The sequence below is a fragment of the Micromonospora sp. NPDC048063 genome (assembly GCF_043202855.1).
GTDB lineage: Bacteria > Actinomycetota > Actinomycetes > Mycobacteriales > Micromonosporaceae > Micromonospora.
Genome location: NZ_JBIDBG010000001.1, coordinates 752,814 through 766,401, shown reverse-complemented (window position 1 = coordinate 766,401; position 13,588 = coordinate 752,814). Strand labels below are relative to the sequence as shown.

The 13,588-nt window shown below is 71.0% G+C and carries 8 protein-coding genes; 1 reads left to right on the top strand and 7 read right to left on the bottom strand.

Going from position 1 to position 13,588, the window contains the following annotated elements:
- Positions 1-18: 18 nt before the first annotated feature.
- The 5 genes from ACGFZ2_RS03420 to ACGFZ2_RS03400 form a co-directional block, all read right to left on the bottom strand.
- The gene (locus tag ACGFZ2_RS03420; protein ID WP_393449718.1) at positions 19-1,098 is read right to left on the bottom strand and encodes an enolase C-terminal domain-like protein; all 1,080 of its coding nucleotides are present in this window, start codon (positions 1,096-1,098) and stop codon (positions 19-21) included.
- Between the two features lie 5 nt (positions 1,099-1,103).
- Positions 1,104-4,232, bottom strand: a complete 3,129-nt coding sequence (locus tag ACGFZ2_RS03415; RefSeq protein ID WP_393449715.1) for an FAD-binding and (Fe-S)-binding domain-containing protein — start codon at positions 4,230-4,232, stop codon at positions 1,104-1,106.
- A complete protein-coding gene (locus ACGFZ2_RS03410; RefSeq protein ID WP_393449712.1) occupies positions 4,229-5,998 on the bottom strand; it encodes a thiamine pyrophosphate-dependent enzyme in 1,770 nt (589 codons plus the stop codon). Before ACGFZ2_RS03410 ends, ACGFZ2_RS03415 begins: the two co-directional genes overlap by 4 nt.
- A 201-nt stretch (positions 5,999-6,199) precedes the next feature.
- Positions 6,200-6,382 carry a hypothetical protein gene (locus ACGFZ2_RS03405; protein ID WP_393262250.1) on the bottom strand — a complete coding sequence of 61 codons (183 nt, stop codon included), beginning with the start codon at positions 6,380-6,382 and terminating at the stop codon, positions 6,200-6,202.
- Positions 6,383-6,452: 70 nt separating this feature from the next.
- A complete protein-coding gene (locus ACGFZ2_RS03400; protein WP_393449709.1) occupies positions 6,453-6,893 on the bottom strand; it encodes a phage holin family protein in 441 nt (146 codons plus the stop codon).
- A gap of 233 nt (positions 6,894-7,126) precedes the next feature.
- Between ACGFZ2_RS03400 and ACGFZ2_RS03395 the strand changes: the two genes are divergently transcribed.
- Positions 7,127-7,585 (top strand): GNAT family N-acetyltransferase, encoded by a 459-nt coding sequence (locus tag ACGFZ2_RS03395; protein ID WP_393449706.1) that lies wholly within the window; start codon positions 7,127-7,129, stop codon positions 7,583-7,585.
- 1,198 nt (positions 7,586-8,783) lie between these two features.
- Here ACGFZ2_RS03395 and ACGFZ2_RS03390 read toward each other — a convergent pair.
- Positions 8,784-9,371 (bottom strand): hypothetical protein, encoded by a 588-nt coding sequence (locus ACGFZ2_RS03390; protein WP_393449704.1) that lies wholly within the window; start codon positions 9,369-9,371, stop codon positions 8,784-8,786.
- A 593-nt stretch (positions 9,372-9,964) separates the two neighbouring features.
- Complete coding sequence (metH, locus tag ACGFZ2_RS03385) at positions 9,965-13,480, bottom strand: methionine synthase (protein ID WP_393449701.1); 3,516 nt, start codon at positions 13,478-13,480, stop codon at positions 9,965-9,967.
- Between the last annotated feature and the right edge of the window lie 108 nt (positions 13,481-13,588).

Below are 13,588 nucleotides of genomic sequence, written 5' to 3'. Positions count from 1 at the left end.
CCTCTCTCCGGCGCGGCCTCAGCCCACCCGGTACCGCTCCGCCTCGGCGGCACGCAGCTCCATCCCGTGGCCCGGCCGGTCCAGCGGCACCGGGGCGCCGCCTCCCGCCGCGGACACCGCACCGTCGAAGAGCATCGCCTCGATCCGGACGTGGTCGTGGAACCACTCGATGTGGCGCAGGTTCGGCGTCGCTGCCGCCACGGCCAGGTGCTGGTGGGGCGCGCAGTGCGCGGACACCTCCAGGCCCGAGGCGGCGGCCACCGCCGCCGCCCGAAGGAATTCGGTGATGCCACCGCACCGGGTGACGTCGATCTGCAGGCAGTCGACGTACGGGGCCATCCGATGGAAGTAGACGAGGTCGAAGCCGTACTCCCCCGCCGCGACGTCGGGCAGCACCTGGTCGCGGACCAGCCCGAGGCCGACCAGGTCGTCTGAGCTGACCGGTTCCTCGTACCAGCGCACGTCGAGGTCGGCCGCGGCCCGGGCCATCCGTACCGCCTGCTTGCGCTGGTACCCGCCGTTCGCATCGACGTACAACTCGGCGTCGTCGCCGATGGCGCGTCGGGCGGCCACCATCCGGGCCAGATCCCGCGGCGCGTTGGTGCCCCCGGACTCGCCAATCTTGATCTTCACCCGGGGGATGCCCTGGTCGTGCACCCAGCCAAAAAGCTGCCGGTGCTGCCGCTCGGCGTCGTAGGTGGTGAATCCGCCGCTGCCGTAGACCGGCACCTGCCGGCGGGCAGTGCCGAGCAGCCGGGCCAGCGGCAGGCCGTGCCGGCGGGCCTTGAGGTCCCAGATCGCGCAGTCGGCTGCGGAGAGCGCCAAGCCGGCGATTCCGGGCCGCCCGGCGTTTCTCAGCCGCCGCCGCATGGCCGACCACGCAGCCGGTACGTCGTCCGGGTCGAGCTCGGCCACCACGGGCGCGAGCAGGTCCGTGACGACCGGGACCACCGCTGCGGGCCCGTACGTCCAGCCGGTGCCCACCTGGCCGTCGGCCTCCGCGCGGACCAGCACCATGGTGGTGCTGTCCCAGGCGAAGGTGCCGTCGCCCTCGGGCGCGTCGGTCGGCACCCGGTACGCCGCCGCGCTCAGCCGCACCGCCGTCACCGCCCCCGGCGGCGGCTGGCCAGCGCGGCGACCGGCGCCAGCGCGGCCAGCCCGACGAGGCTGGTGGCGAGTACGCGGGCAGCCCGGGAGGGCCGCTCCGGACGTTGCCCCCACCGCTGCTCGGGGCGGGCGGTCACCCGCTCACCACGCAGGCCGGCCCGCAGCAGTTCGGCGAGGTGGATCGCGGAGCGACCGCCGGTGGCGCTCTGCTCGACCTGCGTACGGCAGCTGAAGCCGTCGGCCAGGATGACGTCAGTGTCGGCGGCGCCCCGGACGGCCGGCAGCAGGACCCGCTCGGCGCAGGCCGCGGAGACCTCGTAGTGCCCCGCCTCGAAGCCGAAGTTGCCGGCCAGCCCGCAGCAGCCCGAGTCGAGAATTTCGGCCTGGACCCCCGCCTCGGTGAGCACCGCCTGGTCCGCGGTGGTGCCGAGGATGGCGTGCTGATGGCAGTGGGTCTGGATCAGTGCGTGCGCGGGCAGCTTCGGCGCCTGCCATCCGGGGCTGTGCTCGTGCAGCAGCTCGGCCAGGGTGACGGTCTGCTGCCGCAGACGGTGCACGTCCTCGTCGCCGGGGAAGAGTTCCCGGGCGTCGCCGCGGAACACCGCGGTGCAGCTCGGTTCCAGCCCCACGATCGGGGTGCCGGCCCGCAGGTGGGGTCGGAGCACCTCCACCGTCCGCCGTAACACCTGCTTCGCCATGCCGAGCTGTCCCGTGGAGATCCAGGTGAGCCCGCAGCAGACCGGCTGCTCCGGCACCCGGACCCGCCAGCCCGCCGCCTCCAGCACCTCGACGGCCGCCTGGGCGATGCCCGGCTGAAAGTGGTTGGTGAAGGTGTCCGGCCAGAGCATCACCTCGCCGCGCCAGCCGTCGCCGGTCGGCCAGCGGTCCGCGAACCAGTGCTGGAAGGTCTCGGTAGCGAAGACCGGGATCTCCCGCCGCTGGTCGATGCCGCCGACCAGCTTGGCGAGCCGGCCCAGCCCGGGCCCCTGGGCCAGCGCGTTCACCACCCGGGGCGCCCGGGCGGCGACCGCGGCCACCACCGGCAGCCAGCCCATCGAGTAGTGCGGGCGGGGTCGGAGCCGGCCCTGGTAGTGATGGGACAGGAACTCCGCTTTGTACGTCGCCATGTCCACGTTGACCGGGCAGTCGGACTTGCAGCCCTTGCAGGCCAGGCAGAGGTCGAGCGCGTCGCGAACCGCCTCGGAGCGCCAGCCGTCGGCGATGGTGCCGCCGCGGGCGGTGCCGTCGAGCATCTCGAACAGCAGGCGTGCCCGGCCCCGGGTGGAGTGCTCCTCCTCCCGGGTGACCATGTAGGACGGGCACATCACCCCGCCGTGCTGTCGCCGGCACTGGCCGACGCCCACGCAGCGCAGCACCGCCCGGCCGAAACTGCCGTCGTCGTCGGGATAGTGGAAGTGGGTTGCCACCTGGCCGTGGTTGTAGTCGACGCCGAGCCGCAGGTGGCTGTCCAGCGGGTAGGGGGGCGCCACCTTGCCCGGGTTCATCCGGTCGTCCGGATCGAAGATCGCTTTGAACTGCCCGAACGCGCGGACAAGCCGGTCGCCGAACATCTTCGGCAGCAGTTCGCCGCGGGACTGCCCGTCGCCGTGCTCTCCGGAGAAGGAGCCCCCGTAGGAGACCACCAGATCCGCGGCGCGCTCGACGAACGAGCGGAACTGGCGTACCCCCTCGGCGGTCGTCATCCTGAACGGGATGCGGGTGTGGACGCAGCCCTGCCCGAAGTGCCCGTAGAGCGAGGCCTGTTCGAAGCCGTACTCGCGGAACAGCGCGTCGAGATCGCGCAGGTAGTCGCCGAGCCGTTCGGGAGCGACGGCCGAGTCCTCCCAGCCCTCCCAGGTGTCGGGTTCACCCGGCACCCGGGCGGTGGCACCGAGTCCGGACTCGCGGACCAGCCACATCTGGTGCTCGTCTGCCTCGTTGTCGAACCGGTGCGCGGTCGGCCCGCCGTCGCGGCACAGATCGTTGATCATCCGCTCGGCCGCAGCGTCGGCCTCCTCGCGGGTGTCGCCACCAAACTGCACCATCAGCCAGCCGCCGCCCGCGGGCAGCTTGTGTAGCGCCTCCGGGTGCAGGTGCTTACGCTTCTCGAAGTTGATCAGCTTGTCATCGAGCCCCTCCAACGCGATCGGGTCGTACGGCAGGACCCGCGGTACGTCGTCTCCGGCGGCGGCGATGTCCGGGTAGGACAGGAACACCATCGACTTGGCCCGGGTCACCGGCACCAGCGTCAAACGGGCCCGCAGCACGGTGACCAGTGTCCCCTCGGAGCCGACCAGCGCCTGTGCGACGTGAAAATTGTTCTCCGGCAGCAGGCTGTCCAGGTTGTATCCGGAGACCCGGCGCGGGATGTGCGGGTAGCGGGTACGGATGTCGCTCTGGTACTCGTCCCGCAGCGCCCGCAGCTGGCGGTAGATCTCGGCCTGCCGACCGCCCCGTCGCTCGATCTCGGCGTACTCCTCGTCGCTGGTCTCGCCGACCCACATCCGGGTGCCGTCGTAGAGCAGTACCTCCATCTCGACGAGGTTGTCGACCACCTTGCCGGTGCGCTGCGCGGTGGAGCCGCAGGAGTTGTTGCCGATCATCCCGCCGATGGCGCAGTGGCTGTGGGTGGACGGGCGCGGCCCGAACTCCAGCCCGTGCGATGCCAGCAACTCGTTGAGCGTGTCGAGCACGATGCCGGGCTCCACCAGGCAGGTGCCGGCCTGCGGGTCGACCTCCAGCAGCCGGTTGCAGTACTTCGACCAGTCGATGACCACGGCCACGTTGGTCACCTGTCCCCCGAGGCTGGTACCACCGCCCCGGGAGAGCACCGGCGCGCGGTGGCGGCGGCAGACGGCGACCGCGGCCACCGCCGCCTCGACGGTCCGGGGCACCACCAGGCCGAGCGGCACCTGGCGGTAGTTGGAACCGCCGGTGGCGTACGCGGCCCGTGAGCCGGCGTCGAAGCGCACCTCCCCGTCCACCTCGGCGCGCAGGTCCGCGGCGAGCGCGGCCAGGTCGACGTGGTGCGCCGGCTCGGGCGGCCGCAGGACGGGCGCGGGCAGGGACACCGGCTCCGTGGCCGGAGCTGCCCTCCGTGCCGTGCCCGTGACTCGCCGGGTCATGACCGCAGCTCGTCGATCTTGTCTCGGGCCACGGTGGCGAGGGTGGCGACCTTGTGCGGCTGGCCCCGCAGGAACGCCTCGGTGAAGTGCTTGGCCTGTTCGTACCGGACCTTGCCAGGCATCGGCGGCTCGTCCGGGTTGACGTCACAGTCGACCAGCGCCGGGCCCGGATGAGCCAACGCCGCACGGATCGCGTCCGGCACCGCCTTCGGGTCGGTGACCTTCACGCCGTACCCACCGCAGGCCCGTGCCCACGCGCCGAAGTCGGCCTCGGGCTGCCGGTGCCGCACCGCGTACTCCGGGTAGCCGAGGACGATCTGCTCCCAGAGGATCTGGCCGTACGAGTTGTTGTTGTTGACCACCACCTTGATCGGCAGCTCGTGCCGCACGGCGGTGAGGAACTCGGCCATCAACATCGCGAAGCCGCCGTCGCCGACGAACGCGATGACCTGCCGGCCGGGGAACGCGTGCTGCATGGCGATCGCGTACGGCAGGCCTGGCGCCATGGTGGCCAGGTTGCCGGAGAGGTAGAACTCGCGACCGCCGCGGATGGTCCAGTGCCGCGCCGCCCAGGTGGCGATCGTGCCGGAGTCGCAGGTGAGGATGGCGTCCGAGGTGGCGGCCGCGTCGACGCAGCTGATCAGGTACTGCGGGGCGATCGGATCCCGCCCCGGGTCCTGCAGGGCGATCATGTCCGCGCGCCAGGCGTCCCGCGCCTGCTGGTACTTCGTCAGGAAGGACCGGTCCGATCGGGCCTGGATCATCGGCAGCAGTTGCTGCAACGCCAGCTTCGCGTCCGCGGTCACCGCCGCGTGCACCGGCAGGCGCAGGCCGATCAGGCTCGCGTCGATGTCGATCTGGACCACCTTGGCCTGCCCCGGCGCGGGCAGGTACTTCCCGTACGGGAAAGAGGTGCCCACCATCAGCAGGGTGTCGCACTCCTCCATCAACTCCTCGCTCGGCTTCGTGCCGAGCAGGCCGAGGCCGCCGGTGGTGAGCGGGTGGTCGTCCGGCACCACCAGCTTGCCGGGCAGGGTCTTGACGATCGGGCTGGCCAGCGCCTCGGCCACCGCGAGCACCTCGTCCCGGGCGTGGCGGGCGCCGACGCCCACCAGCATGGCCACCCTCTTCCCGGCGTTGAGCACCTCCGCCGCCCGGGCCAGGTCGGCCTGCGCCGGCGCCACCGGCGGCTGCGACACCACCGCACTGCTCGCCGGTGGCACCCCCGGGCTGACGTGCCGGTAGGGGTCCTCGCCGGCCGTGGCGACCTGCACATCGTTGGGAAAGGTCAGATGGGCGACGCTGCGCCGCGCCAGGGCGTGCCGGATGGCGATGTCGACCACGCCGGGCACCTGCTGGGGGTTGGTGACCATCAGGTTGTACGCCTCCGCCACGTCCTGGTAGAGCAGCGCCGTGTGCACCTCCTGCTGGTAGTGGGAGCCGAGCACGGACGTCTCCTGCATGCCGGTGATGGCGAGCACCGGGACGTGGTCGAGCTTGGCGTCGTACAGCCCGTTGAGCAGGTGGATGGCGCCCGGCCCGGAGGTGGCGGCGCACACCCCGATCCGGCCGGTGGCCTTGGCGTACCCGGTGGCCATGAAGGCCGCCGCCTCCTCGTGGTGCACCAGCACGAACCGCAGCTTCTCCCGCTGCCGGCGAAAGCCCTCCATCAGGCCGTTGATGCCGTCGCCAGGGAGGCCGAAGACGGTGTCGACGCCCCACTCCACCAGTCGTCGGGCAAGGCCTTCGCCTACGATCTCCTGCACGTCACGCCTCCTGAATCCGTACCCCCGCGGTCCCGGACGGCGCCCGGCATCCGATCCGTCGCGAGCTACCCGTGGCGATTCGCGGCAAACGTCCGAACTGGCGTTTTCGGCCGAGCGGCGGTGACATGCCGGGCCGATGCCGCCGGACCACCCGCTGCTCGCCCCCGCTCGTAAGCTGCGGGTGCTCCGGCCCGCGACCGCTCAGCGGCGGCGGCGGCGGCGCGAGATCAGCAGGCCGAGGACCAGACCCGCCAGGAGCAGGGCGATCTGCTTACCGGAGACCGACGACTTCAGCTGGCCGAGTCCTCTCCTGGGGTCGACGAGGGTGCCCGCGGCGTCACCAATCCTTCCGATGATCACGTCGTCGATCCGGCTCCGTTTCATCGCCCACCGTCCATTCCTGTATGGCCCCGCAGGTTCCCGGGCCGCCGTGGCCGCCCATGTCGACGATGTTTCAGCGCCCCAGCTCGTCGCGGACGGCCGAGGAACCGGCCGGCACCACCCGGCCGGCGGTGCTGGTCACCGCGTCGCGTACCTCGTCCGCCAGCCGGGCGGACCTTCCGCCCGCCGCACGCAGCCGCTCCAGGCCCGCGGCGCCGAGGAACACGGCAGCGGCCACGTACCCGGCGGTCATCCCGGCAGCCGCCAGCCGTCGCGGCAGGAACGCCTCCAACATGCGCAGCGAGGTCGCCGAGGCCGCCCCGACAGCCAGCACCGCACACCCTCCGGCGGCGGCCAGCAGCACGAAGCCGAGCCCGGCCGGGCGGGCGGCGTCCGCGAGCTGGGTGCGTACCGCTCGAACCTCCTCGCGTACCACCTCGGCTACGTCCTCGGCCAGGCGGTCGGTGGGACTGGCTGGTCGGCCGCCATCCCCGGGCTGGTTCGCCATGCCCATCGGGCCTCCCCTCCGCTCGTCTCGGCGCGGTCGGGTACCCCGAAACAGCGCCCCCATTCGCTCCCGCCCCACAGCGGCGGCCGGAAGACCGCGCAGCACGAGCCGGACGGCAGAAGAGTGTCGGACGGGGTGAGCCGGCCCTCGAGGCGATCTGGAAGGCGTACAACGGCGGGTTCATGGAGCCAGAGGATCGCCGAGAGTGGGCGAATCTCGGCTCGTTAGCCTTGGCAATCATGGCGGACTGGGAGATGCGACCGGCTTCGGTGGCGGACGTCGAGGCGGTGGCCGAACTGCGGGCCGTGGTGCTGCGGGCGGATCTGGAACGGCTCGGGCGGTACGACGAGCAACGGGTGCGGCAGCGGCTGCGGAACGCCTTCGCGCCGGCGCACACCTGGGTGATCGAGGTGGGCGGCGCGTTCGCCGGCTGTGTGTCGCTGCGGCCGGCCGAGGACGCCCACTGGCTGGAGCACTTCTACCTGGCCCCGCACCTGCAGGGCAGCGGCATCGGTACGGCCGTACTACGCCGGCTGCTGGAGCAGTGCGACCGCGATGACACCCTGGTCCGGCTGAACGTGCTGCAGGGCAGTCCGGCCCGGCGGCTGTACGAACGGCACGGATTCACGCTCGAGACCGAGGATCCGGTGGACGTGTTCATGGTGCGCGAGCCGGCCTTGGCCGTGCGGGACAAATGATCAACTGGCCGGTTCACGGGTCAACAATGGGCGCTGCGGGTTCTCCTCCGACGGCCTGGAAACGGCATGATCTTGGTCCCTGCTCGACCATCGACGGGCGCGGTAGTCATCCGGAAGACTCTGCCCGAGGGATGGCGGCCGTCGCGCGCAGGCGGCGGCGCCTGCGGCCCGTCAAGGGCCGCCTTGAAGCGAGTGCCGGTGGAGTTGAGCGTGATCGAACTGCGGAGCGTCGGGAATCTCAACTGCTCCCAGTGACCGAGGTCGGTGAACGGGCGGGCCCGCCTCTATGCTCCCCGCATGCCGATCACCGCCGTGCTGCGCCGACGACAGGGCGCAGCCGTCGTGGCCTGTTTGCTCCTACTGCCCGTCCTGTCTGGCTGCTTCGACCAAGAGCGAGATGGCACCGTGCCACCGGGCACGTTCCCGGCAACGACGATGTCTCCGCACACGGCGGGGGGCACACGGGCCGGCACCCCCACGCCGTCACCGACCCCGGTGCCCGTGGTGTCTCCTTCCACCTCGGCCACCCCCATCGGGACGGCGGCACAACGGGTACCCGGGATCCGGTCACTGGTCGCGACCCCAAGCCGAGTGGATCCACTCTCCTGTACACCGCCGGACCCGCCCGAGCGGCCCGAGGTGGTCGTCCGGCTGGACGAGACGGGCCCAGGCCTCGCCGCCATTGTGGTAACGCTCAGCTACGGGGTCTCTGCGACGGACTATCAGGGCGAAGTCCGGATGCGGTACGACCCGGACCGGAAGGTGTTTACCCACCGGTTGCCGCCAGTGACTAGGACGGCGGCCGTCGAGAGGGCGCATGGCATCTGGCTGTCGGCTCAGGCCGAGAACCCGTCGATCCGGCCGAATTGGGTGCCGCCCCCGACGAGAGGTTGGATCGCCTTCGCCAGCCGGTGCCTCGGTGACCTCCAGAATGGCCCGCTCCCGGAACCGGTGCCGGAAGTGGCCCAGTCTCTCTTGCCAAGTGGGCAAGGCCGTGCAGGCGAGGGATGGGACACCCCTTCGTGATCGTCTAGCCGAAGGTGTCACCCAACATCCGACATCGATCCGTCACGCATCACGTGAAGCCCGACATCACCGGCAGCCGGCTGTCGTACTCCGCTTAATGTGCGACAGGTTGACGCCAAATGATGCGTGACGCTCTGCCGAGGCGCTTCGCTACGCGCCGTGACACATGCGGTCAGGCGGACTCGGGGCGGACGATGAGTGTCACGTCGCTGCTGGTCGCGATCACCAGGGTGCGGCCGGACGGGGAGAATCCGGCGGCACGCAGTTCGGAGTAGTCGGAATGGAAGACGTGCCACCAGGCAGTGCCCGGTGGGCCCTGATAAGCACCGCCATCGGTAGACAACAGGATGCGATCGTTTGGCCACTCGGGCGCCACCACGTCGATGGTCCAGCCGTCGTCGGTCGTGGCGTGTAGGCCGCCGCCGAACAACCCGGCGATGCGTACCCACGTGCCCGCCAACACACCGATGCCCGGACAGGCCAGTTCTGGCCCGGACGGTTCCGCGTCATCGGGGTTGGGGTGACGGTCCCGGGCGATCTTCGCGCCCGTTGTGGCGTCGATCAGGCCAAAGCCGTCCATCGAGACGACCATTAGCAGGTCTACTCCGGTCTGCGGGTGGACACCGAAGCCGACGCCTTGCAACCCGCCCACCGGTATGTAGCGCCGCGTCTGGTCGAGGTGCCGCCATGGCTTTGGCGGCGCGACGACCGGGGCGGCCAGAAACTTCGCCCGCAACTGCTGTTGGTAGTCCGAGAGCATTCCGTTGTCCTTCAACGCCAGCGACGGGCGGCCTCCCGGCTTTCTGCCGATCCGATCGCGTTGAGTGGCGGTCCGACGCTACTCTGGGCCATCGGTGTCACGCATCATTCGACGCTGATCCACAACTCATCAAGTGGAGCCCGACATCACCGGCGGCCGGCGGCTCGCACACCCGTTTCTGTAGGTGCCCGGCGTGAACAGTTCGGCGAGTCCGCCTCCCACACTCGCCAGCCGCTTGCTGATCGCCGATTATCAAACCGCCATGGGTGTTCGGCGTCAGCCATCCTTGTAGGCCTGCCCCACCAGATCGGCCAGACGTGCACAGTGACCGTCACGCGCTCATCGCCCTGGTCCTCGACGTCGAACGGTCCCACCATCTCATCTGGTCACGCAGATCCCAGCCTCACCCTCCGGACCTGCACCCACCTCCTGCCTAGCAGGGAGGACCGTGCTCGCCGCGCCCTCGACAAGGCGTTCGGTGAGGTCCAGGCCGCCGACGACGGCCCGAAAGCCGGTGACGGCCTGGCAACGGCATGATCATGCTCGGCGACCCTCAGCGGGGATGAAAGTACAGCTCAGAGCATTAGCCCCGATTATTTGGCGTTGAAGTAGCTCGCCTCCGGGTGGTGCACCACGATCGCGTCCGTGGCCTGCTCCGGCATCAGCTGGAACTCCTCCGACAACTGCACACCGATCCGCTCCGCACCCAGCAGCTCCACGATCTTCGCGCGGTTCTCCAGGTCCGGACAGGCCGGGTAGCCGAACGCGTACCGGCAGCCCCGGTAGTCGGTGCGCAGCAGCCCCGCCAGATCGGCCGGGTCGTCGTCGGCCACCGTACGGCCGCCCGGCAGGGTCAGCTCGGACCGGATCCGCCGGTGCCAGTACTCCGCCAGGGCCTCGGTGAGCTGCACGGAGAGCCCGTGCACCTCCAGGTAGTCGCGGTACTCGTTGCGCGCGAACAGCTTGGCGGCATACTCGCTGACCGGCTGCCCCACGGTGACCAACTGCAACGCCACCACGTCCAGCTCGTCGCCGCGCGGGCGGAAGAAGTCGGCCAGGCAGAGCCGCCGCTCCTGGCGCTGCCGGGGGAAGGAGAACCGGGCCCGCTCGGCGTGCCCGTTCTCGTCCAGCACCACCAGGTCGTTGCCCTCGGCGTACGCCGGGAAGTAGCCGTACACGACGGCGGCCTCGAGCACCTGGTCGGCGATGAGACGGTCCAGCCAGTAGCGCAGCCGCGGCCGACCCTCGGTCTCCACCAGCTCCTCGTAGGACGGTCCCTTGCCGCCCCGCGCGCCGCGCAGCCCCCACTGCCCGAGGAAGGTGGCCCGCTCGTCGAGCAGCGCCGCGTAGTCCGCGAGCGGCACGCCCTTGACGACCCGGGTGCCCAGGAACGGCGGGGCGGGCACCTCGACGTCGGTGGCCACGTCGGAGCGGACCGAGGCGTCGTCCAGCGCCGGCAGCGCCTCGCTGACGATCGCCCGCTGCCGCTCGCGGCGGGCCCGGCGGGCCGCCAGGGCGGCCTCCCGCTCGGCGTCGACCACGGGCGCCCCGCCACGCTTGGCGGTCATCACCCGGTCCATCAGGGACAGCCCCTCGAAGGCGTCCCGGGCGTAGTGCACCTGGCCGGGGAACATCGCCCGCAGGTCGTCCTCGACGTACGCCCGGGTCAGCGCGGCCCCGCCCAGCAGCACCGGCCAGCGCTCCGCGACCCCGCGCGAGGCCATCTCGGCCAGGTTCTCCTTCATGATCACGGTGCTCTTGACCAGCAGGCCGGACATGCCGATGGCATCGGCCCGGTGCTGCTCGGCGGCCTCCAGGATCGCGTTGATCGGCTGCTTGATGCCGATGTTGACGACCTCGTAGCCGTTGTTGGACAGGATGATGTCGACCAGGTTCTTGCCGATGTCGTGCACGTCGCCCCGCACGGTGGCCAGCACGATGCGGCCCTTGCCGCCGTCCTCGGCGGTCTCCATGTGCGGCTCCAGGTACGCCACCGCGGTCTTCATCACCTCGGCGGACTGGAGCACGAACGGCAGCTGCATCTGGCCCGAGCCGAACAACTCGCCGACGACCTTCATGCCGTCGAGCAGGATGTCGTTGATGATGGACAGCGGGCTGCGCCCCTGCGCCATCGCCGCGTCCAGGTCGGCCTCCAGGCCGTTGCGCTCGCCGTCGATGATCCGCCGCTTGAGCCGCTCCTCCAGCGGCAGCGCGGCCAGTTCCTCCGCCCGGCCGGCCCGCGCCGACGCGGCGTCCACGCCCTCGAAGATCTCGATGAACCTCTGCACCGGGTCGTAGCCCTCGCGACGCCGGTCGTAGACGAGATCCAGCGCCACCTCCCGCTGCTCGTCGGGGATCTTGTTGAACGGCAGGATCTTGCTGGCGTGCACGATGGCGCTGGTCAGGCCGGCCTGGCGGCACTCGTGCAGGAAGACCGAGTTGAGCACCTGCCGGGCGGCCGGGTTGAGCCCGAAGGAGACGTTGGAGATGCCGAGGGTGAAGTTGACCCCCGGCCAACGGCGGGCGATCTCCCGGATCGCCTCGATCGTCTCGATGCCGTCGCGCCGGGTCTCCTCCTGGCCGGTGGCGATCGGGAAGGTCAGCGCGTCGATCAGGATGTCCGCGCGGTCCATCCCCCACCGCCCGGTGAGGTCCTCGATCAGCCGGCCCGCGACCCGCACCTTCCAGTCGGCGGTCCGCGCCTGCCCCTCCTCGTCGATGAGCAGCGCCACCACGGCGGCTCCGTGCTCCTTGACGATGGGCATCACCCGTGCGTACCGGGATTCGGGGCCGTCGCCGTCCTCGAAGTTGACCGAGTTGACCACGCACCGCCCGCCGAGCATCTCCAGCCCCGCCTCGATCACCGCCGGCTCGGTCGAGTCCAGCATGATCGGCAGGGTGGAGGCGGTGGCGAAGCGGCCGGCGAGTTCCCGCATGTCCTGCGTGCCGTCGCGGCCGACGTAGTCGACGCACAGGTCCAGCAGGTGCGAGCCGTCGCGGGCCTGGCTACGGGCGATCTCCACGCAGGCCCGCCAGTCGCCGGCGAGCATGGCCTCGCGGAACGCCTTGGAGCCGTTGGCGTTGGTCCGCTCCCCCACCATCAGCAGGGAGGCGTCCTGGGCGAACGGCACCGGGTGGTAGACCGACGAGACCCCCGCCTCGTGCCGCGGTTCGCGGGGTACGGGGCTCGTGCCGTGCAGGCGCTCGGCCAGGACCCGGATGTGCTCGGGGGTGGTGCCGCAGCAGCCGCCGACCAGCGACACGCCGTACTCGGTGACGAACCGCTCCAGGGCGTCGGCCAGCTCCACCGGGCTCAGCGGGAAGTACGCCCCGTCCGCGGTCAGCACCGGCAGGCCCGCGTTCGGCATCACGGACAGCGGGATGCGGGAGTGCTGGGAGAGGTAGCGCAGGTGCTCGCTCATCTCGGCCGGCCCGGTCGAGCAGTTCAGCCCGATCAGGTCGACCCCCAACGGCTCGATGGCCGCCAGCGCCGCCCCGATCTCGCTGCCCACCAGCATGGTGCCGGTGGTCTCCACGGCGACGTGGCAGATGATCGGGACCGTCCGGCCGAGCCGGGCCATCGCCCGCTTCGAGCCGACCACCGCCGCCTTGACCTGGAGCAGGTCCTGGCAGGTCTCCACGATCAGCGCGTCCGAACCGCCGTCGATCAGGCCCTCGGCGTTCTCCTGGTAGGCGTCGCGCAGGGTCGCGTAGGCGGCGTGCCCGAGGGTGGGCAGCTTGGTGCCCGGGCCGATCGAGCCGAGCACGAACCGGGGCCGCTCCGGCGTGGCGTACGCGTCGGCGGCCGCCCGGGCGATCCGCGCCCCCGCCTCGGAGAGCTCGCGGATGCGGTGCGGGATGTCGTACTCGCCGAGGTTGGCCAGGTTGGCCCCGAAGGTGTTGGTCTCGACGCAGTCCGCGCCGGCGGCCAGGTAGGCCTCGTGCACCCCACGGACCACGTCCGGCCTGGTGACGTTGAGGATCTCGTTGCAGCCCTCGAAGCCCTCGAAGTCGTCGAGGGTGAGGTCAGCCGCCTGCAGCATCGTGCCCATGGCGCCGTCGGCGATAAGGATCCGGTCTGCCAGCACGTCGAGCAATGAGGTCCGCACGGGGTTCAGGTTAGTGCCGCCGCGACCCGATGGGTTCCCCCGTGCTTGTCTTCCCACATTCTGTCAGCGGGATCACGCCGTCCGGTTCATCGCGGTATGACCGCCCGA